This is a genomic window from Streptomyces sp. NPDC058231, from assembly GCF_042882275.1.
Lineage (GTDB): Bacteria > Actinomycetota > Actinomycetes > Streptomycetales > Streptomycetaceae > Streptomyces.
Genome location: NZ_JBHVWN010000068.1, coordinates 17,427 through 39,398, shown reverse-complemented (window position 1 = coordinate 39,398; position 21,972 = coordinate 17,427). Strand labels below are relative to the sequence as shown.

The 21,972-nt window shown below is 68.3% G+C and carries 20 protein-coding genes, 1 tRNA gene and 3 pseudogenes; 15 read left to right on the top strand and 9 right to left on the bottom strand.

Features of this window, described 5'->3' with window-relative positions:
- The first annotated feature begins 251 nt into the window (after positions 1-251).
- The 8 genes and pseudogenes from ACFVXE_RS31460 to ACFVXE_RS31425 all read left to right on the top strand — a co-directional run bounded on the left by ACFVXE_RS31460 (position 252) and on the right by ACFVXE_RS31425 (position 6,666).
- The gene (locus ACFVXE_RS31460) at positions 252-650 is read left to right on the top strand and encodes a hypothetical protein (RefSeq protein ID WP_389676302.1); all 399 of its coding nucleotides are present in this window, start codon (positions 252-254) and stop codon (positions 648-650) included.
- Between the two features lie 136 nt (positions 651-786).
- Positions 787-1,524, top strand: coding sequence for a Tn3 family transposase (locus ACFVXE_RS31455; RefSeq protein WP_389676300.1), 738 nt, complete (start codon positions 787-789; stop codon positions 1,522-1,524).
- A pseudogene (locus ACFVXE_RS31450) lies at positions 1,494-1,574 on the top strand (hypothetical protein); the annotation flags it as partial. The gene ACFVXE_RS31455 and the pseudogene ACFVXE_RS31450, both read left to right, overlap by 31 nt.
- 178 nt (positions 1,575-1,752) lie before the next feature.
- Complete coding sequence (locus ACFVXE_RS31445) at positions 1,753-3,105, top strand: serine hydrolase domain-containing protein (RefSeq protein WP_389676298.1); 1,353 nt, start codon at positions 1,753-1,755, stop codon at positions 3,103-3,105.
- A 23-nt stretch (positions 3,106-3,128) separates the two neighbouring features.
- On the top strand, positions 3,129-3,374 hold the full coding sequence (locus ACFVXE_RS31440; protein ID WP_389676297.1) for a hypothetical protein: 246 nt from the start codon (positions 3,129-3,131) through the stop codon (positions 3,372-3,374).
- A 99-nt stretch (positions 3,375-3,473) separates the two neighbouring features.
- Positions 3,474-4,337 (top strand): recombinase family protein, encoded by an 864-nt coding sequence (locus ACFVXE_RS31435; protein WP_389676296.1) that lies wholly within the window; start codon positions 3,474-3,476, stop codon positions 4,335-4,337.
- 101 nt (positions 4,338-4,438) lie between these two features.
- Positions 4,439-4,891, top strand: a complete 453-nt coding sequence (locus ACFVXE_RS31430; protein WP_389676294.1) for a MarR family winged helix-turn-helix transcriptional regulator — start codon at positions 4,439-4,441, stop codon at positions 4,889-4,891.
- Between the two features lie 53 nt (positions 4,892-4,944).
- Positions 4,945-6,666 carry an MFS transporter gene (locus tag ACFVXE_RS31425; protein WP_389676293.1) on the top strand — a complete coding sequence of 574 codons (1,722 nt, stop codon included), beginning with the start codon at positions 4,945-4,947 and terminating at the stop codon, positions 6,664-6,666.
- A 187-nt stretch (positions 6,667-6,853) separates the two neighbouring features.
- Here ACFVXE_RS31425 and fabV read toward each other — a convergent pair whose 3' ends face one another.
- Positions 6,854-8,068, bottom strand: a complete 1,215-nt coding sequence (gene fabV / locus ACFVXE_RS31420) for an enoyl-[acyl-carrier-protein] reductase FabV (RefSeq protein WP_389676291.1) — start codon at positions 8,066-8,068, stop codon at positions 6,854-6,856.
- A gap of 112 nt (positions 8,069-8,180) precedes the next feature.
- Positions 8,181-8,327 carry a hypothetical protein gene (locus ACFVXE_RS31415; protein WP_389676289.1) on the bottom strand — a complete coding sequence of 49 codons (147 nt, stop codon included), beginning with the start codon at positions 8,325-8,327 and terminating at the stop codon, positions 8,181-8,183.
- A 232-nt stretch (positions 8,328-8,559) separates the two neighbouring features.
- On the opposite strand from ACFVXE_RS31415, the gene ACFVXE_RS31410 reads away from it, so the two are divergent.
- Positions 8,560-10,086 carry a glycoside hydrolase family 43 protein gene (locus ACFVXE_RS31410; protein WP_389676305.1) on the top strand — a complete coding sequence of 509 codons (1,527 nt, stop codon included), beginning with the start codon at positions 8,560-8,562 and terminating at the stop codon, positions 10,084-10,086.
- A gap of 395 nt (positions 10,087-10,481) precedes the next feature.
- Here the strand turns inward: ACFVXE_RS31410 and ACFVXE_RS31405 are convergent, their stop codons facing one another.
- On the bottom strand, positions 10,482-10,811 hold the full coding sequence (locus ACFVXE_RS31405; RefSeq protein WP_389676288.1) for an antibiotic biosynthesis monooxygenase family protein: 330 nt from the start codon (positions 10,809-10,811) through the stop codon (positions 10,482-10,484).
- A gap of 308 nt (positions 10,812-11,119) precedes the next feature.
- Here ACFVXE_RS31405 and ACFVXE_RS31400 point away from each other — a divergent pair.
- The 3 genes and pseudogenes from ACFVXE_RS31400 to ACFVXE_RS31390 form a co-directional block, all read left to right on the top strand.
- Positions 11,120-11,743, top strand: a pseudogene (locus tag ACFVXE_RS31400) (SulP family inorganic anion transporter); the annotation flags it as partial.
- 331 nt (positions 11,744-12,074) lie between these two features.
- The gene (locus ACFVXE_RS31395; RefSeq protein WP_389676287.1) at positions 12,075-14,246 is read left to right on the top strand and encodes a hypothetical protein; all 2,172 of its coding nucleotides are present in this window, start codon (positions 12,075-12,077) and stop codon (positions 14,244-14,246) included.
- 448 nt (positions 14,247-14,694) lie between these two features.
- The gene (locus ACFVXE_RS31390) at positions 14,695-15,819 is read left to right on the top strand and encodes a protein kinase family protein (protein WP_389676303.1); all 1,125 of its coding nucleotides are present in this window, start codon (positions 14,695-14,697) and stop codon (positions 15,817-15,819) included.
- A 169-nt stretch (positions 15,820-15,988) separates the two neighbouring features.
- Here the strand turns inward: ACFVXE_RS31390 and ACFVXE_RS31385 are convergent, their stop codons facing one another.
- The 3 genes from ACFVXE_RS31385 to ACFVXE_RS31375 form a co-directional block, all read right to left on the bottom strand.
- Positions 15,989-16,576, bottom strand: coding sequence for an Imm21 family immunity protein (locus ACFVXE_RS31385; protein ID WP_389676286.1), 588 nt, complete (start codon positions 16,574-16,576; stop codon positions 15,989-15,991).
- A gap of 110 nt (positions 16,577-16,686) precedes the next feature.
- A complete protein-coding gene (locus ACFVXE_RS31380; protein WP_389676284.1) occupies positions 16,687-16,869 on the bottom strand; it encodes a hypothetical protein in 183 nt (60 codons plus the stop codon).
- Positions 16,870-16,923: 54 nt separating this feature from the next.
- Entirely contained in the window at positions 16,924-17,847 is a 924-nt protein-coding gene (locus ACFVXE_RS31375; protein ID WP_389676282.1) for a LysR family transcriptional regulator, read from the bottom strand.
- 248 nt (positions 17,848-18,095) lie between these two features.
- Between ACFVXE_RS31375 and ACFVXE_RS31370 the strand changes: the two genes are divergently transcribed.
- Together ACFVXE_RS31370 and ACFVXE_RS31365 are read left to right on the top strand one after the other, a co-directional pair.
- Entirely contained in the window at positions 18,096-18,812 is a 717-nt protein-coding gene (locus ACFVXE_RS31370; RefSeq protein ID WP_389676280.1) for an SDR family oxidoreductase, read from the top strand.
- 164 nt (positions 18,813-18,976) lie between these two features.
- A tRNA-Ala gene (locus ACFVXE_RS31365) sits at positions 18,977-19,050 on the top strand.
- A 322-nt stretch (positions 19,051-19,372) separates the two neighbouring features.
- Here ACFVXE_RS31365 and ACFVXE_RS31360 read toward each other — a convergent pair.
- From ACFVXE_RS31360 to ACFVXE_RS31350, 3 genes and pseudogenes are all read right to left on the bottom strand, one after another.
- Positions 19,373-19,798, bottom strand: coding sequence for a MerR family transcriptional regulator (locus ACFVXE_RS31360; RefSeq protein ID WP_389676278.1), 426 nt, complete (start codon positions 19,796-19,798; stop codon positions 19,373-19,375).
- A 17-nt stretch (positions 19,799-19,815) separates the two neighbouring features.
- The gene (locus ACFVXE_RS31355) at positions 19,816-20,817 is read right to left on the bottom strand and encodes an MDR family NADP-dependent oxidoreductase (RefSeq protein WP_389676277.1); all 1,002 of its coding nucleotides are present in this window, start codon (positions 20,815-20,817) and stop codon (positions 19,816-19,818) included.
- Positions 20,818-21,093: 276 nt separating this feature from the next.
- A pseudogene (locus ACFVXE_RS31350) lies at positions 21,094-21,501 on the bottom strand (transposase); the annotation flags it as partial.
- A gap of 145 nt (positions 21,502-21,646) precedes the next feature.
- On the opposite strand from ACFVXE_RS31350, the gene ACFVXE_RS31345 reads away from it, so the two are divergent.
- A complete protein-coding gene (locus tag ACFVXE_RS31345; protein WP_389676275.1) occupies positions 21,647-21,832 on the top strand; it encodes a DUF6480 family protein in 186 nt (61 codons plus the stop codon).
- Positions 21,833-21,972: the final 140 nt, after the last annotated feature.

The following is a 21,972-nucleotide window of genomic DNA, read 5'->3' as shown; positions in this document are numbered from 1 at the left end:
AACAAGGACCTCGACAATCCTCATTCTTGCTGGTCAGAGGCACTTTTCGCTGTCCTGATCACCTGCCGGACCGCCCGCTTCATGAAAGCGCGAGGCTAGGCGCCGGCCGAGTGGCTGGCTGTGGAGGTCTGTCCGGTCGAGCTGGTGGAGGACCGGCAGCGCGAGGCCCTGCTGGTTGAGTGCCGAGCCCGGAAGATCGAGCCGCCGGGTCGTACCCGGGTCGAGAAGGTACTTGTCGCGGCGCGGGGCAAGTGGGAGAAGACGTTCTGCACCCGGACGATCGGCCGCCTGGGCGAGGCAGGCAGGCCCGGCTGCTGTCCCTGGTAGCCGAGGACAACGAGGCGGGTGCCACCCTGTTGGCCGCGCTCAAGCGCGACCCGGGCGCGGTCGGCCTGGACTCCCTGCTGACGGAGATCACCAAGCTCAACGACGTGCGCAAGCTCGGTCTGCCCGAGGGGCTGTTCGCGGACTGCTCGGAGAAGCTGGTGGCCGCGTGGCGTGCACGGGCGATCAAGATGTACCCCTCGGACTTCCGCGGCACGGCGGAGGACGTACGGACCACCCTGCTCGCGGCGCTGTGCTCCTCGCGCCAGGCAGAGATCACCGAAGGACTGGCGCGAGGCGGTCGTCGACGACAAGGGCAAGGTTGAGCGCATCCCGTACGAGCTGTGCGTCCTGGTCGCGCTACGGGACGCGGTCCGCCGCCGCGAGATCTATGTCGAGGGCGCGGCTCGCTGGCGTAACCCGGAGGACGACCTGCCCGGCGACTTCGAGGCCACCCGCGCCGTGCACTACGCTGCGATCCGCCAGCCGCTGAACCCGAGGGCGTTCATCGCGGACTTGAAGAAGCGCATGATCGCGGGCCTGGACCGGCTGTCCGGTGCGCTCGCGGACGGTTCGGCGGGCGGGGTGAAGGTCACCACCCGCAAGGGCGAGCCCTGGATCACCGTGCCGAAGCTGGAGCCGCTGGCCGGGCCCACCGGTCTTCAAGCCCCCAAGGAGGAGGTCGCACGGCGCTGGGGCGTCCTCGACCTCCTGGACGTGCTGAAGAACGCCGACTTCCTCACCGGGTTCACCGAGGAATTCTCCTCGGTGGCCGCGTACGAGCGCATCGACCGTGACGTCCTCCAGCGCCGCCTCCTGCTGGCGCTCTTCGCCCCGGGCACGAACATGGGCATCCGCGCGATCGTGGCCACCGGCGAGCACGGGGAGACCGACGCCGCGCTACGGCACGTCCGCCGGCACTTCATCACGGTCGACAACCTCCGTGCCGCTGTGACGAAGCTGGTGAACGCCACCTTCGCCGCCCGCGATACCACGTGGTGGGGTCGAGGCACGGCGTGCGCATCGGACTCGAAGAAGTTCGGGTCCTGGTCCTCGAACTTCATGACCGATTACCACGCCCGTTATGGCGGCAACGGCGTGATGATCTACTGGCACGTGGAGCGGAAGAACGTCTGCATCTACTCCGGAACTGGAACAGCGCGAACGCTGTGCTCCACTACGGCAAGGACGGCGCCCTGACCGGCCCGGACAAGGAACACGCCGAGACCTCGATGCTCGCCCTGCACCTGCTGCAGTCGGCGCTCGTGCACGTCAACACCCTGCTGGTGCAACAGATCCTGGCCGAACCCGTGTGTCGAACCCGGATCCGTGTGGATGTGCTAGAAAGCCGGAATGCCGTCTCACCGCACCCTGCTTCCCCGTTCGGCGCCTGCCGCCTCGGGGATATCGTCCCGTTCGATCTCCGCGATGCTGGACAGGCTCGAAGCGCGATCAGGCGAGAGCCACTCCATTATGGTCGTGCACCGCGGTCACGTCGTGGCCGAAGGCTGGTGGGCGCCGTACTCGGCCGAACGCCCGCACCTTCTCTACTCGCTGACCAAGTCGTTCACGTCGATCGCAGTGGGACTCGCGATCGGCGACGGGCTGCTCTCGCTGGACGACCGTGTGGTGGACGTGCTGCCCGACCGCGTCCCGGCCGACGTCTCGGAGCAGGGTCGCCGCATCACCGTTCACCACCTGCTGTCCATGACGTCCGGGCACCCCACCGACAGTCTCGCCGAGGCGTGGGAGCGGGAACCCGACGACTTGGTGAAGGGCTTCCTGAGCCTGCCGTTCGCCGCGGCCGAGGGAACGCGGCACGTCTACGACAACTCGACCACCTACATCCTGGCCCGGATGGTGGAGCGGGTCACGGGCCGCGGTCTTCCGGAGTTCCTCGACGTGCGCCTGTTTACGCCGATGGGCATCGACCACGCCGAGTGGGACCGGGTGGCCAGTGGCGCCGCCTTCGGATTCCACGGACTGCACGTGACGACCGAGGGCGTCGCCGCCTTCGGTGAACTGCTGCGGCGCGGAGGCATGTGGGGCGACCAACAACTCGTCCCACGCGGTTGGGTGGAGCTGGCGACCAGTCGGCACATCGACAGCGAGTGGATCCTGGACGGATCTGACCAGGCGGACTTCTCTTACGGCTACGGCTATCAGTTCTGGATGTCACGTCACGGCTACCACGGCCATGGCTCCTATGCGCAGCAGTGTGTGGTCGTCCCGTCCCACGATCTCGTCGTCGCCGTGACCGCCCAAGGAGAGTCCCAGGACGTGCTCGACGCAGTTTGGGAGTGCCTGCTGCCCGGCGTGGGTCACGCGGGAAGCACCCAGGACGACGCGATCCTCGCTGATCGGCTGCAGCGACTGTCGCTGCAGCCGGTGCTGGGTTCGGCCGCCCCGGGGCGTGCGGTCAGCGCGAAACTCGACGCCTCGGCCGAGAGGTCGGCCCTGCCCGACGGAACGACGGTCACCGTCGATCCCACCGACGGCGGATGGCTCGTACGATTCGAGTCGCTCCTCGATATCGAGGTCGGCCACGGCAACTGGCGGGAGAGCGCCCCGCTCGGCCGGCCGATCGTCGCGGCCGGCGCCTGGCAGGGCAGCACCTACGTCGCCGATCTATACGTCATCACCACCCCGCACCGCGTTCGGCTGGCCGTCGACGCCGACGCGGGAACCGCGACGGCGACCTGGAGCACCCTGCCCATGACCGGCCCCAGCCTGGAACTGCACGTGCGGTCGCCGCTGATGACACGACCTGACGTTGCGTAGGACGGCGCTCCAGGACCTCTTGGATGTACACGGCATTCCTCACCCAGTGGCACCTTGACCTCGACGAGTTCCACAACCGCGAGTGGAGCCGTATCCCCGGCGAACTACTCGCCTGCGATGCCGACCGCTACCCGGCGCTTACCCGGGCCATCGCTTGCGCCTTCGCGCCTGACGACACTGGCCCGCTCGCCTTCGTCCTCGATCGGATCCTCAACGACGGCCAATCCCTCATCTACCGGACCGAGTGTTTCATAGACGGTCACTCGTGAAACACCATCCCGCCCAGCGGTCCACCTGCGGAGATCATGTTTCATGAGTTGTTGCAAACGACTGGTCGCCTGAAACACCCTCATGAAACAGTCGGGGTCGTGAACGACGACGACTTCAAGCGCGTGGAATCGCGCGACTGCCCGATGTCCACCTGCGCCGCCCCCGCCGGCTCCCCGTGCCGGACCGGCAAGGGCAAGGTGGCCATCCAATACCACACCGCCCGCTTCCGCCTCGTGCCCCAACTCGCCAAGGTCTTGAGCGCCCCGACCCCGGCCGTGCGCAAGCCCGGCTCGGTGTGGACCGAGCGGCCCCGGCCCGCGAGCGCCGGCTCGACACCGGTCGGACACGTCCGCCTCGGCTACGCCCGAGCCTCGACCGCCCGGCAGTCCCTCGACGCGCAGCTCGACTCCCTCGCCGAGGCCGGGGTCACCCGGGTCTTCTCAGAGAAGATCTCCACCCGCGCCGTCCGGCGTCCCGAGCTGGAGGCCGCCGTGAAGCTCGCCGGGGAGATCCGCTCCTCCGGCGTCGCCGTCGTCCTCGTCGTCCACGAGCACAAACGGCTCGGCCGCGGCATCGAACTCGCCATGCTCGCCGAGGAGCTCAAGGCGAGCGACGTCGGGCTGGAGTTCCTCACCGGAGAGCTGAAGGGCTCGCATGATCCGTCCGACATCGTGTTCACCGTGCTGGCGGCCATGTCGGGGATGGAGCGCGAGTACCTCCGCGACCGCACCCTCGAAGGCCACGAGTCCGCCCGCAGGCGCGGCAAGACCATCGGCGGCGCGGGCGTCACCGACGAGGACATGCTGTCTATGGCCCTCCACCTGCGCAACCACGAGATGAGCCTGCGCGACATCGCCAAGCGGCTCGTCATCACCACCGGCACAAAGAAGGGCCGGCACCCCTCACCCGCCACCGTCATGCGGATGCTGCGCGAACACGACGAGAAGGCCGCCAGTGCATGATCCCCCGCTACTTTGCGGCTGGTATCTGAGCTAGGACACCGAGGCCAGGTTGGTGCGTAGGGGTATTGATGTATGGCACACCTGGAGTGGATAATGCGCTTATGCATAAGCAGGTTATGGACTCTTCCGCGGGTTCCCCGGGCGAGCTGATGGCTGCCGTCGAGCAGATGGTCCGTTACGTGCGCCGGGGGACCACGAGCGGTGGTCTGAGCACCGCGGCGTCTTCCGCTCTCAACCGGCTGGGGCAGGAAGGCCCGCAGCGACTGACCGAGCTGGCCCGGGCGGAGAACGTCTCCCAGCCCAACATGACCCAGCTGGTGACACGTATGGAGCGCGCGGGCCTGGTCCGACGCGATCCGGACCAGGCCGATGGCCGGGGGGTGCTGGTGACGGCCACCGATCACGGGACGGAGGTGTTCCGCGAACGCCGCGCCGAACGCGCACAGGCCCTGCAGCGGCTCATCGAGGCATTGCCCGAGGCCGAGCAGAACGCAGTGAAGATCGCGCTCCCGGCGCTGGCGAGAGCGATTCACGACCAGCAGAACCACCGCTGAGCCACCGCCCCGGCACCTGCTTCCTCACGACACGACTGGAGAAAGAAGCGGTAATGAGCGCATCGCACGAAAAGGTGGCAAGCCCCTTCCGCCAGCCGAAGGCTGTGTGGGCCGTGGCATTCGCCTGCGTCATCTCGTTCATGGGCATCGGCCTGGTGGACCCCATCCTCCCGGCTCTGGCCGGTAGCCTGCACGCTTCGCCCAGCCAGGTCTCGCTGCTGTTCAGCAGCTACCTCATCGTCACGGCCGTCGCCATGATCTTCGTCGGCTGGATATCGAGCCGGATCGGCGCCAAACTGACCCTGGTCATCGGCCTCGCCGTGATCGTCGTCTTCGCCGCGTCGGCCGGCTGCACCGGATCCATCGACGGAATCGTCGGCTTCCGGGCCGGCTGGGGACTGGGCAACGCGATGTTCATCGCAACGTCCCTCGCCGTGATCGTCGCCTCTGCCAGCGGCGGCTTCGGCGGGGCGATCATCCTGTACGAAACCGCACTGGGCCTGGGAATCGCCGTAGGCCCTCTGCTGGGTGGCCTGCTCGGTGACGTCAGCTGGCGCGGCCCCTTCTTCGGCGTCGCCGCCCTGATGGCGATCGCGCTGATCGCGACCGTCGTCCTCGTGCCCGCCACGCCGAAACCGGAGCGCGTCACCTCACCCATCGCCCCGCTGAAGGCGTTGCGCCACCGCAGTCTGCTCACGATGGGCATCGTGGCCCTGATGTACAACTGGGGCTTCTTCACGATGCTGGGCTACGCGCCCTACCCCATGGAGCTCGACGCACTCCAACTCGGCCTGGTCTTCACCGGCTGGGGTCTGCTCGTGGCACTCTTCAGCGTGTTCGGCGCCCCGCGTCTGCAAGCCCGGTTCGGCACCGCCCCCGTGCTCTACGCCAACCTCGCCGCCCTGGGCGTGATCATGGCGGTGATCGCGGCGTGCGTGCAGACACCGACCGTCGTCGTCGTCGCCGTCATCGTCAGCGGCGCGTGTATCGGCATCAACAACACACTCACCACGCAAGCGGTCATGCTCGTCGCCCCGGTGGAGCGGCCCGTGGCCTCCTCCGCCTACGGCTTCCTGCGCTTCATCGGCGGCGGCATCGCACCGTACGTCGCAGGCAAACTCGCTGACGCGGCCGGTCTCAGCCTCCCCTTTTACGTCGGCGCCGCCGCCTTCGTTCTCGCCATCCCCGTTCTCGCCACCGGCCACCGCATGCTGCGCCAGGCGGAGACGCAGGCAGCCGACAGCGAGCCGTTGACGCCGACGCTCACGGCCGTCGGCACTCCGGTCCCCCCGGGCGCGGCACCGGTGATCGTCGCAGTCGGCTCCCACGATCAGGCGGCCGTCATCGTGGACGCCGCGGCACACCTCGCCGCTGCCACAGGCAGCCCGCTGGAAGTCGTTCACGTCCAGGAGACAGCCGTCGTCGCGGAACAGGCGACGGACACCGAGACCACCGACCAGGCGCGTGCTGCGGTCATCGCCCACCTCGACCGGGTCGCCGCATACGGCATCACGGCCACCGGACAGATTTTGCACAGCGTGGGCGACCATGCTGCGGCCGGCCGGGACCTCGCCCACCACGCCGCCGAGGCGGGCGCGCGCACCGTGGCGGTCGGGCGCTCCCCGCGAGGCCCGGTCGCCCAGTTCGCCGACGGCAGTTTCACCAGCGCACTCATCCACACGGCGACGTGCGACGTGGTCCTCGTCGATACGGGCCGCGAGCCCCGTCCGTTGACGACAACGACGCTACCCGAGCTTCGTGCCGGTGCGGTCTGAGCCCGGTTCACGCACGGCTGCCAGGCATCTGCGGTGCCTGGCAGCCATGTGTGTGTTCGCCGTTTCCTGAGCGGGCCGGGACCACCACACCCTGCCCAGCGGGCTGCGGCCCCTGCACGGCAAGAACGCTCCCGATGAGGCCTGAAGCCGCGCGGGGCCTTCACCCTGGCTCTTCCCCGGGCAGGTGTCAGGGGGCGTGGGCAGGCCAGGGGACATCGGTGGCGACCGGGGCTGTGTAGTCGATGCCGGGCACGGAGAACCCGTAGAGGCGTCGGACCTCAGTGCGGAACCAGTCGAGGTCGGCCAGGTCGGCGATGGTCGCCGTGGTGGCGGTCTCCCAGCGTTCGGCAACGGTCGCCTGGACGTCGTCGGTCAGTTCGAAGGTGTCCAGACGGATACGGCCCTCGTCGTCCAGGGCGAGCGGGACGGCACCGGTGAGCTGGTCCCACAGGACGGCGAGTTGATGGATCGGCGGGACGAGACCGTCCCCGAGGACGCCGCGCAACAGACCGGTGTACAAGGCGATACCGGGGATCGCGGTGGAGGACTGGGTGACGGCGGCACCGTTGACGGAGGTCACGGCCCGCCCGCCCACCAGCTTGTCGAGCCGCTCGTTCAAGGTGCGCGCGGTGGCTTCCAGGTGGGCCTTGGCCGCACCGATGGTGCCCTGCCGGTAGATCGCCGCCGTCAGCGACGAACCGATGTAGGACAGCGCGGCGGTGGCGAACTTGTCGGCGAGCAGTCCGCGCCCGGCGAGGTGGTCGATCCAGCGTTCCCAGTCCGCGCCGCCCATCACGGCCACGGTCTGCTCCACGTCGTCGCCCTCCGCCGGCCCGGTCTCCACCTCGCGGACCTCAGGAGCACCCTCGTCGTCGAAGACCAGGGTCTTGGTGCGATTCGCCTGGCCGATCGGCTTGAGGACCGAGGCGTAGGGGGTGCCGGTGTCGGGGTCGGTACGACGGGGCGCGGCCACCGAGTAGATCAAGTAGTCCAGCCGGCCGCCGAAGCGCTGCTCGATGAGGTCGGCGACCTGGTCCTTCATCGAGTCGGAGAACGCGTCGCCATTGAGGAAGACCATGTCCCGCCCGGCAGCGCGGGCGATGTCAGCGGTGGCGGCGGTGCGGTACCAGCCCGCCGTCGCGGTACGCCGCACCGTGGGGGCCTTCTCGAAGGACACACCGATACCCCGAATACCGGCGCGCTTGAGTCCGGCGAGGGTGGCCGCTAGACCGTAGCCGGCAGAGGAACCGATGACCAGCGCCACCGGCCCGTCGTCCTCCGGCACGCCGACAGGGGCCGGGCATGCCTTCCACATGTCGGCCACCAACTGCCCGCACCCCGCAGGGTGGGAGTCGAGAAAGAGAAAACCCCGATTGCGGGGAGTGAGAACGCGCTCGTTCACGGTGGCGGTCCTTGGGTAGGCCGGGGCAGGGACGCGGCGGCCGACGGGGCCACCACGCCCTGCAAGTCTGCGCCGGGACGCACGCAAGCAGAGGTCCTGTCAGGTACAACGATCACGAGCCGGTCTTGGAGTGTTTCCACCACTTCCAGCCGAGCAGGAAGCCGTCGCGGTGGAGGTCGGACCCTGCCGTGACCAGCGGGTCCACCAACGCGCCGCCGTCGTTCCCACCGCCGTCACCGATGACAAGGACAACGCCCACGATGCCTCGTCACCCTCTCCCGCACCGCCTTACACGCGATCCTCGGCCACCCCTACGGTGTACTCGTACCAGATGAACGCCGCCTCGATCGGATCAGCCATGCCGGGCGGCGCCGCGCGGCAGACCGTACAGGCAAACTTGATCGCGGTAGCTCAACAGCACCCTGGCCGCCGATGGTTGACCCTTGGGCACCCAGACCCGTGACCAGCAACTGCGTGATGTGGCCGGACCGATGAAAGGATTCGCCTTGTCGAGCGTGCCCGAGACGGGTGGGAACATCAGCAATCCCGTGATTTCCGGGTTCCACCCCGATCCCAGCGTCTGCCGCGTGGGCGAGGACTACTACCTTGCCTGCTCCAGCTTCGAATACTTCCCCGGTGTCCCCCTCTTCCACAGCCGTGACCTGGTGCACTGGACCCAGATCGGCAACGCCCTGGAACGTCCGTCGCAATTGAGCCTTCCGGTGGAGACGGCCTCCTCCCGTGGGATCTACGCCCCTACGCTGCGCCACCACGAGGGCCGGTTCTGGCTGATCACGACGAACGTGAGCGATGGCGGCAATCTGCTGTTCACCGCCACGGACCCGGCCGGCCCCTGGTCCGACCCGATCAGCCTGCCCGGCGTCAAGGGCATCGACCCGGACCTGGTCTGGGACGAGGACGGCAACTGCTGGTGCACCACCGCAGGCATGGAACAGATCCGCATCGATCCGTACACGGGGGAGTGCTTCGGCCCGCCGCGTCGGCTCTGGTCCGGAACCCCCGGCGCCAAGGCACCGGAAGCGCCGCACCTGTACCGGATCGGCGACTACTGGTACCTGCTCATCGCCGAGGGCGGCACAGAGCGGTGCCACGGAGTCTCGATCGCCCGCGGACGTACGCCCAACGGCCCGTTCGAGCCCTGCCCGGCCAACCCTGTCCTCACGCATCGTGGCACCGACCACCCGATCCAGAACACCGGCCATGCGGACCTCGTCCAGGGCCCGGACGAGTCCTGGTGGATGGTGCTGCTCGGAGTCCGGCCGCTCGGCGGCACACCCGGTTGGCACGTGCTCGGTCGGGAGACGTTCCTGGCCCCCGTGCACTGGGTCGACGACTGGCCGGTCATCGGCGAAGTGTCACCCGCCATCCCCGCACCCCCATGGCCTCTTCAGCCGACTGCCGCCGTGCCGGTCCGGGACGACTTCGACCTCAGCGTGCTCGACCCGCGCTGGATCTCTCCGCGACACCGTTCAGCGGACGACTGCACCACGAAGGAACGCGCCGGCTGGCTGAGCCTGCGAGCCCGCGGCACCTCACTCGACGCCCCCGACGTGACGTTCGTCGGCCGGCGTCAGCAGCACCTGTCGTGCCGGGCACGCACCCTGCTGGACCCGGCCGAAGGCAGTGGCGGCCTGGCCGTCCGCCTGGACGAGCGCCACCACTACGACATCGAGGCGGTGTCCGGCGAGGTACGCGTGATCGCCCGCATCGGCCCGCTGCGCACCGTGGTGACGTCCCGTTCGCTCCCCGTCGGACCTCAGGTACTCAGGGTGGAGGTGTCCGCCACTCGGAACCCGACCGATGCACGCAGCGGTCCGGACACCCTCTCCTTCGGCATCGAGGAACCGGACGGCACCATCGTTGAGCTCGCCCAGCTTGAGGGCCGGTACCTGTCCACCGAGGTCGCCGGCGGCTTCACCGGTCGGGTCATCGGGATGTACGCCTCGACCGGCACCGTTCACTTCGACTGGTTCGACTACGAGCCGCTGGATTCCTGAGAGAACGTCACAGGCGGCGGAACGGCCCTTCTGAGCGACACACGTAAGGGGGAGAAGAGCGCGGCTGACCTGCGATTCCGATATCGACACCGGCCGGCTCCCTTTCGGTGCCGTGCCTCCGGAGCGCTCTGCTCCGGAGGCACGGTGCGTCCGGAGCCGGCGGGGATCCGGCCGTAGCCGGACCGATGTTCGGCTACGGGCCTGAGTCCCGAATGGTCCGACCGCCGTCATGGCCCGACGGGGGACCTCGTGGCAGGAGACGGTCCGCCGCGGAGCACTTCGAGTCGCAGGAATGCAGGGATCTCGCGGGTCGGCCGACGCGCATCCGCACATCTGGCAGTGCTGGGCGGCAAAGGGCTCACCTGCGATGCCGACGCCTTCCCGCGACCACCTGCCTACGCGCTTGCCGGCGCCGCTTGCTGCACGACCTCGAAGGACCACAGTGTTGACCTGGTCGCAGCCGGCTTGGGACGTTCGTCGCTCTGGGCGTCACTGCCCTGGTGGGCGGCCTTCATAGGGCCCTCCATCCAGGCTTGGAAGGAGTCCTCGTCACGCCACCGCGTGTAGACGAGGTAGCTGTCGGTGCCTTCGACGGGGCGGAGGAGTTCGAACCACTCGAACCCGTCGGAACCCTCCACCGCATGGGCGCGGGACGCGAAGCGCTTCTCCAGCGTCTCACGCTGCTCGGCGGGGACGGTCAGTACGTTGATCTTGACTACGCTCATGGCCTCATCCTGCCGCACGGCGGCCGCCGGACGAGGAGCGGCTCGTGTATGGCGTGGTCCCGTGATTGCGACGCCGCCCAGCCGAGCAGCGGTGCTGCCCCATGAGCAGCGTCGGCGGCTGGTCCGGGGTGATGATTCGGCCGGATGGCGCGGGCTTCACCGGGATCAAGGCACTCCTGGCGCGGGCCCTCAAGTGGCGTGACGACGCAACACAGAATGGAGCGTCAGCGCTGTCGGTGTCTTGTGCAACTGGACCTGACCGCCACCGCGGTGCGGTCAGGTCTGCCCGTCCCGCAAGGCGAGGTGGCATGATCAACGTGAAGGTGTCCGGTGCCCGCACCCGTCTCTCCACGTTTCTCGCGGGCGTGTTCCTGATGATGCTGTGCGTCGTCTTCGGTCCGGTCGTCTCCGACATTCCGATGGCCGCTCTGGTCGCCGTCATGGTCATGGTGTCGTTCGCGACCTTCGACTGGCACTCCATCGCCCCGAAGACGCTGAGGCGGATGCCCGCCGGCGAGATCGCCGTCATGGTCATCACCGTGATCTGCGTGGTCGCCACCCACAACCTGGCCATCGGCGTGGTCGTCGGCTCGATCACCGCGATGGTCGTCTTCGCCAAGCGCGTAGCCCACCTGGCCGACGTCACCGCGATCACCGACCCCGACGGCACCACGGTGGTCTACTCCGTGACCGGTGAGCTGTTCTTCGCCTCCTCGAACGACCTCGTCGGCCGGTTCGACTACGCCACCGACCCCGACGAGGTCGTCATCGACCTCAGCGCGGCCCACATCTGGGACGCCTCCTCGGTGGCCGCCCTGGACGTCATCGAGACCAAGTACGCCCAGCGCGGCAAGAGGGTGCAGATCATCGGCCTGAACGATCCCAGCGCCGAGCTTCATTGCAAGCTCACCGGTGAACTCACCAGTCACTGACCCCAGCCCTGCGGACACTTCCCTAAAGCGGCTCCGACCGGAGTTCCGCCGATGTGCGGTCGGAGCGGGTGGACTTCACCGCGGAGGCGCTCGTGGTGGTCGCGGTGGCCTGCGGGCCGCCGCCTCGCCGCCCGAGTTGCCGGGCGAGAGCCCGCCGGGTGCATTCCTGCTACGGGCGTGGGCTATCCGAACGCCCGCTGACGGGGCAGATGTTGCCGGCCACTGTCCGGACGCGTCGAGATGGACTCGCCGTGGACGTTGTGATCACGGCGTCGGTGCGCGTGCAAAAACCCCTGTGCGCCGGTTCGCACACCTCTGCGATCATCCCCGAATGACGCACAGTCTCGAATCGTTGGTCATCCGGCACACCCATCGCCTCTCCGTCCCCGAAGGTTCCCCCGGTCAAGGAGTCACCGCAGCTCGACAGTTCGACGCGGCACTGACGTCCGTGGGCTACAAACTCTCGGCGGAGCTGCTGGAGCGGCTGTCGGGATTGTCCGAGGCCACGGTCGTGCGCACCGCCGAGCGGACGCTGCGCACCGTGAGCGAGATGGTGGGTGACCACGTCCAGCACAACTCGTACTTCATCGACTTTCCGGCGAATGTGCCGGGCACCGAGGAGTTCTGGGTTCGGTGCGTGACGACGGCCCTCAGCGACGACAGGTCGCGCGAGAACGTGCTGACGCAGCTGGCACACGGGGTACTGGACCTGCTCAGCCTCCCCACGTACGGCCGGTACCAGCACACCTACGAGGAGATGCTCGCGGCGCAGGACGAGCTGATCGCCTCGGCGGGCGACCGGGTGACCGTCCTGCACCTCGGGCGGGGCCTGGAGGACGAACTCACGGACCTGTACCTGGCCTTGGCAGGCAGCACGACGCCACTGGGCGAGGACCACCTGCGCGACCTCAGGACTCTCGCCGAGCGGTGCGTGCTCGGCCCTCAGCCGGAGTCGATCCCGGTCCGGGAGAACCGGGCGGTCGTCAACGAGGCCCGTCTCGCCGTCGGTGCGGACCTCCTGCTGGACACCGTCACTGATGTGCTACGGCTGGCCTGCGCGCTGTCGGGCGGTGACCTGACGCTGCAGCAGCCGACACGCTTTCGGGCACTCTCGCGGCCGGTCCGCCGTGCACTGCTCGCGGGCCTCGACGCCGTGGTCGCGGCGAACCCCGCCAAGTTGGCCGATGTGCACGCGCACCGCGAGCCATTCAAGCGGCTCGGAGAGCGTCTCCACCCGCACGAGTACCCGCGGTGGCCGCACGCCGCCGATGTGTTCGCCGTGGCGCGGGGCGAGCAGGAGGCCCGGTCGTTCGACAGCCGTGTCGAGAGGCTGCTCGACGAGTTCGACGTCCTCGGTGCGGTACGGCTGCTGAGCTCCGCTCCCGGCAAGCTGTTCCGTGCCTTGGACCTCCTGTTGCGCATCGCCGCCGACCAGGAGGAGCGGGACGCGGTGGTGGCCGCCGCGGTGCGGGTCGCTCCCCAGGTCTCAGGCCGCCTCGTGCTGTCGGTCCGCGAGCACTTCCAGAACCGCGAGCGGGAGACCGACCGACCCCGAATCTTCATCAATCGCCGAGGTCGCGGCTGGGTCACCCCCGACGACCGGTCACCGGTCCCCGCCGCCGACCGCGATCGTCTGATCGCCGCCCTCGACGCAGAGATGCGCCGCAGACTCCCGGCACCGGGTCGGTTGCTGCTCGACCCCGACGTCCTCGACGTCGCGCTCCCGCTCACCGGCAGGGCGACCGCATCCGGGCTCGGTGTACTGCCGCGAGGCTCGGTCTCGGCGGTCGACGGCGAACAACTGCGCTTCTTCGTGTACTGGAAGGAGACCGAGGACCGGACCGACTACGACCTCTCGGCGCTGCTTCTCCACACCGACTACAGCACCGATTCCTGGCTCTCCTACACATCCCTCACGGCTGTCGGGGGTGAACACTCGGGCGACGTCACCGAAGCACCCGACGGGGCATCGGAATTCATCAACCTCTCCCTCGACCGAGTACGCAGCGCATTCATCGTTCCGCAGGTCAACATCTTCGCCGGCGAGAGCTTCGAGAAGACCGAGGAGTCGTTCTTCGGTTTCATGCTGCGCGACGGCGAGCAGAAGGGCCGGCCGTTCGAGCCGAGCACGGTGCGTATGAAGTCCGAGCTTCGCGGGGCGGGTCGCGTGGCGCTGCCGCTGGTGTTCCGGCGCGAGGACGACGGCCGGTGGCGTGCGAAGTGGCTGCACCTGTATCTGAGGGGTATCTCGTCGGCCAACCGCGTCGAGGAGAACCAGGTGTCGGTGTCCAAGGTGGTGCGCGCCGTCGTGGAGCGCGAGCATCTGACGGTGCGCTATCTGATCGATCTGATGCCTGGCGACACGACGGCCGTGGAGCTGTGGGACGGCGGGCCGGCCCCGGACGAGCCAGTGACGTACATCGGTCTCGAACGTCCCGAGGGACTGCACCCGAACTCGCGGGTCATCACCCGCGAAAATCTGCGCGACTTGATCCCGGGCTGAGTGCTAGCGTTGGCCGCGGCGAGGCCATGAAGGGGCTTCCTTCTCCATTCCTCTCTGAAATCAAGTTCTTTCGCTTTCCTCGCCCTCGACGTCGCTCCGGGCGGTGCCCGCGCTCACCGCGCGAGCACCGCCCAAGCCGTTTCAAGGCCCGTACCGCGTCGCGGCGGTGGCCCCGCGACAGGCGCCCGACCCGCACACCTCAACCACTTGCTGTGTCACTTTCCAGGGACGTCGTTCGAGGCGAACTCGCGAGTCGCTCACGAGGGTCGTTCGTGCTCCAGGTTGATGTGAATTGATGTCGCTGGGGCGCTGCGACAGCCGTCAGGGCACCGAGAGCGATCATTTCCCGCGACGTGAGAGGGTTGCGGCAGCTCCTGCCCGGGTGTTGGTTGAGTTGGGTGCACGAGAGGCGGGCGCCAGGCAGGAGGCATAGGTGAAGAGCCCTGACATGTCCCGCGGTGCTCGTCTGGCCGCTCACGGCGCCGTTTCCACATCGCTGGCGCTATGCAGTGATCGCAGCCTGCAGGAGCTCGTGGCAGCCGCCACACCGATCGGTTCCGGCATCGGCGGGAAGTCGGTACTGCTGGAGGTCGACGGAACCCCGGTCTTCGTCAAGCAGGTACGCCTGACCGATCTGGAACGACGACCGGAGAACATTCACTCCACAGCGAATCTTTTCGTTCTGCCGGTCTTCTGCCAGTACGGCATCGGCGCCATCGGAAGCCCGGGGTTCGGAGCATGGCGTGAGCTGGCCGTGCACACCATGACGACGAACTGGGTGATCGCGGGGGACTACGAGGGTTTCCCCCTGATGTACCACTGGCGGGTGTTGCCAGACTCCGGCCGGCCACTTCCCGAGGAACTGGCCGATGTGGAACGAGCTGTCGCCCACTGGGGAGACGGACCGGGGGTACGCCGGCGGATCGAGGCCCTCCAACAGTCCACGGCGAGCCTCATGCTGTTCCTCGAGTACATCCCGCAGACCCTGCACGACTGGTTCGGCGTTCAGATCGGGGCCGGTGACGAGGCGGCCGGGCGGGCATGCACGATGGTGGACAACGAGCTGCAAGCCGGCATCTCGTTCATGAACGCCCGTGGGCTGCTGCACTTCGACGCGCACTTCGAGAACATCCTGACCGACGGCAGCCGACTGTTCTTCGCCGACTACGGCCTCGCGATCTCCTCCCGCTTCGAGCTCACACAGGGCGAGTCCGCCTTCTTCGACCAGCACCTTACCTACGACCGGTGCTACGCCGCCACGTATCTGGTGAACTGGTTGGCCGTCGCTCTGCACGGTTACGAACCGGAAGAACGAAAGGAGTTCGTGCGCAGCTGTGCCCAGGGGACACCACCGGGGGAGACTCCAGCGGCGGTCGCAGCAGTCCTCGTCCGGCATGCCCCGGTCGCCGCAGTGATGGGGGGCTTCTATCGCAGATTCCAGCAGAAGAGCCGGGCAACCCCCTACCCGCTGGAGGAGATCCGCCGGATCGGACAGCAGGACGGGCCGCCTGACACGGCGACGAGATCATCGGGACGAAAGCCGCGCGACTCGCGCACAGGTTCCCAGCCTTGACCGTGTTCGCGCCCGCATCGAGCACGCCTGCGCGCGGATGAAGACCTGGACGACACTTCACGACTGCGACCGAGAGACAATGGCGTCCACCACGCGATGCTCGGCATCGCCCACCTGCGCAACCTTGCGTGCCGCACGTGACCGCGCTCGTCCGAGGCGACTGCCGGGGTCAGGCGTCGACGGAGAGAAGTTGCACCAAGCCGACCCAGTTCTCCTCATCCGCCTCGGTGTGGACGGCGCGAATCCTCCAGCGGCCCGCGGTCAGGGGGACCGCGGCCTGAGCGGGCACCCCACCACCGGGATATTCGACGCTCAACCCGGCTCCCGCCTCTGCGGAGTCCATGAGCACGGCCGGGCCGTCCGACACCCATGTGCCGCACTCCTCCCATTCGGTGGCGGGGTCCGCGAGGACAGCCTCGGCTGCTGCCTTCAGCCCGTCCTCGGAGTCGGCTGCGAGTCGGCGCAGGAAGGCTCGATGCTCGGGCAGGTAGCAGCTGGTGGCCGGCTCATCCGCCAGTACCAGTGCCTGCGCGCCGCTGCCACCGACGGCGATCACGCCGGCCAGTTCGTCCACCGCACAGGCGCGGTCGTAATCGTCTGGAGCGGTTGCGTCCCCCACGATGGCACCGGTCTCCGTGCATCCGCGCCACGAAGCCAGCGCGGAGACGGCAATGACGATCAAAGGGCCGCCCATCGACTCCACCCAGACAGGTGTGGCATCAGAATTGACGGCTGAGGCGGACCAAGGGGTGCTCATTGCGCCAGTGTGCCCTCGCCCACTGACAGATCCCCCTCTAGGGAAGCGTCAGCCTTGTTGAAGGACGACTCAGCGGAGCAACAGAAGACTTGTCGATGTCGGCTTGCAGCTCAGTGCCGGTTCTGCCGCTCCAGATCGGTCCGGGCGGTGTTGCGGATCTGCTTGGCGGGTCCGCCGGAGGCGAGGATTTCGAGGGCGGCGGCGTTCAACGCTTCGACCTGGTCGCGGCAGCTCGGCTCCCGGTCGCGGAGCCCCGGCGTGTCCGGCGCCCAGCGGATGGCGACCAGAGCCACGAACTCCCGGACTCCCGGCGGCGTCTGGAGAGCCGGCAACGGTCCGTCGCCGGCTCAGGATGGCTCGGTGACCGTCGGGTCGGCCGGGACGGGGCCGGTGAGGAGGGCTTGGGCGAGGGTACGGAACCCGGCAAGGAGTCGGTTGCGGTCCTCGGCCTCGGAGCGTACGGCCAGTACGACGTGGCTGGGTTCGACATCGCGCAGGGGGACGGTGGTGAGGTACGGGCGGATGCGGCCGTCCAGAGCCGGCACGATGGCCACGGCCCGTCCGGAAGCGATCAGTTCGAGCTTGTCCTCCAGGTCCTCGACCAGGGGGCCGTCGGGGGCGCGGCTGCCGTCGGGGCGGGGGTCGATGCGCCAGAAGGCGTCCCGGGCCGGGTCGCTTGCGCGGATCAGGGGCTCGTCGGTGAAATCGGCGAGAGCGACGGATTCTCTGCCTGCCAGGCGGTGGTCGAGGGGGACCACCAGCACGCGCGGTTCGTCGTAGAGGACGGTCACGTGCAGCTTTGCGGTCTGCAGCGGCAGCCGGGTGACCACGGCGTCCACGCGGCCGTCCAGCAGGGCGGGGCGCACCTCATGCCACGAGAGGTGCGCGGTGTTCACGTCGGCGTCCGGATGCCGACGGCGCAGCTCGCGTACCGCGGGGGTAATGATGATGTTCGTGGTGTAGCCGATGGTGATGCGGGTGGGCTCGGCCGCGGCCCGGGTGAGAGCGGTGGCTCTGGCAGCGGTGCTCAGCAGCGTTTGGGCGTGGGGCAGGAGGACCTCGCCTGCTGCGGTGAGTCGACTGCCGTGGGGGGTGCGGTCCAGCAGTCGGGCTCCCAGCTGCTGCTCCAGGCGGCGGATCTGCCGGCTCAGGGACGGCTGGGTGAGGTGAAGGGCATCGGCGGCGCGGGTGAAGGTCCGGTGCTCAGCGAGGGCGACGAAGTAACGCAGTAGTCGAAGATCGATATCCGCCGGGGGAGTTGCGTCTGGCACGCCTGCAGCGTACCCCCCCGTACGTCCGACACCTCTCTTCGAACATGATGTTGACCTTTGGTTATGCCCTAGGTGTATGCCCTCTTGCGGCATGGGCTTTGGACGGGGGCCGCCACAGGTTCCTAGCGTGGAGGCATTAGCTCATCGCCCCGGGACTGCACGGCTCACCAGCCCCGACGCCTCACGTGGCGTGCGCCGCACACGGGCGTCTGCGTCCGCTTCATGTAGTGCAAGCAAGGAGAAACAGTATGTCCGCACCCGCAGCTCTGATCACCGGTGGAACCAGCGGGATCGGCAGGGCGACCGCCGAGCTTCTCCTCGAACGCGGCTACCGCGTGATGGTCACCGGGCGCGAGAGTGTTGCCGAGGCGAAGAAGAGTCTTCCGGCGGAGATCGCGGTGGTACGCGCCGACGCCTGCTCCCTGGCCGACATCGATCACGCCATCGGCGAGGCCCGGGAACGATTCGGTGCACTCGACGTGCTCTTCCTCAATGCCGGGATCTCGCGGGTGAAGCCGTTGGCGGACACTGAGGAAGCCGACTTCGACGCGCTCTTCGACATCAACGTCAAGGGCAACTTCTTCACCCTGCAGAAGGCCCTTCCCCTGCTCAACGACGGCGCGTCCGTCATCTTCACGATCGGTGCCGGCACCGGTATCGGAGCACCCGCCATGGTGGCTGCCAAGGGCTCGCTGCTGCCGTTGATGCGGGCAGCAGCCCTGGAACTGGCGCCGCGCCGGATCCGGGTCAACGCCGTCAGTCCGGGCACGATCGACACTCCGGCCTACAGCCGTCGGGGTATCTCCCGGGAAACCCTGGAGTCCTGGAGGGCGGGCATCCCCCTCGGACGGGTGGGCCTGCCCGCCGACATCGCCGAGGCCGTGGCCTTCCTCGCCTCCGATGCCTCCAGCTACATCACAGGAGACAACCTCGTCGTGAGCGGAGGAATGGGAGTCGGCGCGTAGCCGCACCACCTGCGGCAGACGATGAAGGGGCGAGCCGTGCCGGCTTTCGTCATGAGAACCGGTTCTGGCTCAGGTTCTGTGGTGTGGCCACGCTGAGTGATCCATCGTCCTGGACGAATTCGGAGCGATGGAGTGCGGGTGGCTCGTACGATCGCGAGCGGGATGGGGCTCGTAGCGCAGTGGTTGTCGCGCCTTCACCGCATGTGGGAGGACGCCGGTTCGAATCCGGTCGGCCCCATCCCGCCCCGGGGAGTGTTTCGATCATGCCGGCAGGACACGGTGGCATGATCGGCGGAGAACGGCGCGCGATCCCGGCAGACGACCTCGATCCCGGGCCGCTGGGCCAGCCAGGCGGCCAGGTCGACGAATCCCGGTCGGGCAGCAGGCCGGCGGGCCGGCGGGTTTCGACGTCCACGAGAACGGTCCCGTAGTGGCGGCCCTTGCGGGTGGCGTACTCGGGTTCGCACGCGTGGTGACATTGCCCTCGAAGGGGGCTGCATCCGACGTCGCGTATGAGCGGCAGACTTGAAACCACGAGCGCCATCCCCACCGGTCGGAGATCAACACTCAAGCTCAGGTCCGGGAACGCTGCCGTTGTGGGTGGTCGGCGATGCCGGGTCATCGTGCGGCCCGCCTGCGGCCGCGGCGAGGCCCTGCCGTAGGTGTGTGAGGCGTGCGATCTCCGCGTCCAGGGTTGCCAGGCGATCGGCCACGACGTCGCTGAACTCGCCGGGGCGGCTGCCACAGCACGCCGACGGGTCCTGGACGAGGAGGTCCAGGCGGTGGGCGCGGCGGCGGAGGTCCTCGAGGGTGAGGCCCAGAGCCAGAAGGGTGCGAATGACGCGGACGCGGGCCACCTCGGCGGGGCCGTACTCACGTTGACCGGACGGGGTACGCGGCGGGGGTCGAAGCAGGCCGCGGGCCTCGTACAGCCGCAGAGCGCGCGGTGTGGTGCCGGCTGCCGCCGCTGCCTCGCCGATCCGCATGCCCGCTCCGCCCTGTCCTACAGCTCCACGATTGCCGCCCCGAAGGAGCGGCCGGCGATCAGTTGGGGCAACGCACCCGGGGCGCGCTCCATTCCGCGGACCAGGGTGTACGGGAATTGGATGTCGCCCGCCCGCAGCCAGTCCCCGAAGCGGGCCTCCCACTCCGCCTCGACATCCGGGTGGTCCACGCCGTTGTAGCCTGCGATCGTGATGCCCCTGGTCAGCAACCGGTACGTGTCGAGCACAGTCGGCGCGCTCCCGCCTGCTCGGTCTGGGGAAAGCTGACCGTCCAGCGCGCCCACCAGGGCGAACCGGGCGCCCCGGTTCGCTGCGTGGACGGCGGCCGTCAGTTGTTCGCCGCCCACGGTGTCCAGGACGACGTCGATGCCGTCCGGCGCTACCTCGGCGAGCTGCCTGTCGATCGGGGCCGCTTCGCGCAGCACGGTAGCGTCGTAGCCGAGTTCCCGCTCAAGCCGCCGGGCCTTGTCCGGTGAGCCTGTGCTGCCGATTACCCGGGCGGCACCCAACAGCCGGGCGATCTGGCCCGCCAGGGTGCCCACAGCGCCGGCGGCGCCGGTCACGAATACGGTGTCGCCCTCTTGGACCCCGGCCAACCGGGTCAGCGCGCCGTACGCTGCTGAGCCCTGGGCGAGGTGGGCCACCGGGTCGGGCAGGGTGCCGTCCAGCGGCCTGCACTCGGCAACGGCGGGCGTCGCGTACTCCCGCCAGCCTTGAAGGTGCAGCACCAGCTGACCCTTCTCCAGCGGCCCGTCGACCACCTCGCCGATCGCGGGGCCGAACAAGGTGTCGCCAGGGTGCAGCGGCGGCAGCGGGACATCGCGGGTCTCGCCTCCGATGAGGGTGCGCAGGCCCGGGAAGACGAGGAAATGGGTATTGCGGACGAGTACCTGGCCGACCTCAGGATGGGGGATGGGGGCCTGTGCCAGGGTGAAGTCGTCCGGGGTCGGCAATCCAGCCGGGCGGCGGGCAAGGCGCACAAGACGATGAGTCGCATTCATAGCCGGACGCTAAGCCTTGACCCGTGGGTCAAGGTCAAGGCTCAGTTTGAGTATTGACTTTGATCGGGTCCGGCCGACGCCCGCGATATTGACGGGAACGGCAACTCCTCCAGCCGGAGCAAGACCTCGTTCACAGCCCCGAACTGTCGGCCCGGCTACTCTTCCCCGTGCTCGTTGTGCGGCAACTTCCCGAGGGACCGCAGGGAGTTCCGTGGACACTCACAGTGAGCGGATCACACAACCTGAGCCAGATCCGGTTCTCGTGAACAAGGCCACCTCGGTGGACCCGCGATACCCGTCGGCCATGGCCACCAGCTCCTTCGTGCCGTCCGCGCGGACCCCGAGCATGACCAGGACGGCGGCTTTCGCCTGGTCCAGGTGTATCCGCAGGTGGATGCCGTCGACCCGGATGTAGACCGGGTCGGTCTCGGACAGGTCGCGGTCCTGAAAGGCTGCCTCGTCGTCCTGCGATTGGTCCGTCAGCCGGGTGGTCGTGGCCGGGGAAAGTCGGGCGGAGGAGCCGAGGAACCGCTCCATCGCGGGCACGGAGCAGCGAGACGACAGGCCGTGCGGGTAGAGCGGCGGCAGCACCTCGGCGATCTTCGGGGACTTGCGGCACAGCGGCGGCAGGATCCCCGAGGAGAACCGCCGACGCCGGCCCGTCGCCTCGTCCACGCGCCGGTCGACTCGACTCAGTGCCCGCAGCGCAGCCAGCAGTTCGGGACAGCCTTTGGTGAAGCACCACGACACTGTCTCCGACCCTCCGTAACGCGAAGACCACTGCCCGGAGCGCAATGCGGAAAGGGTGCGACGGAGGGAAAATACGAGTATGGCTATAGCGTTGAATCCTCCAGGGGAGACACCACCCGCCGAGGGCTCCATCAGTGAAGCCCATCAGGAACGCGCAGACGGAGGGATCTGGGAACACCCTGCCCTATGGGCAGGACTCATCGTGCTGGGATCGATCATCTTTGCCGCATACTTCATTGCGCGGATTTTCGGGTACGGCTACTGACCCGACGATGCTCCGGTGACACCTCGTCGAGCAGTGAGCACATAGAGCTGCGCCCCCACGTTTCCTGATCATTCTTGCCGGGGTCTCCGCTGGTCAAGGGCGGCCGCGAGTGAGGCGGCCAGGCTCGGTACGAACAGCGC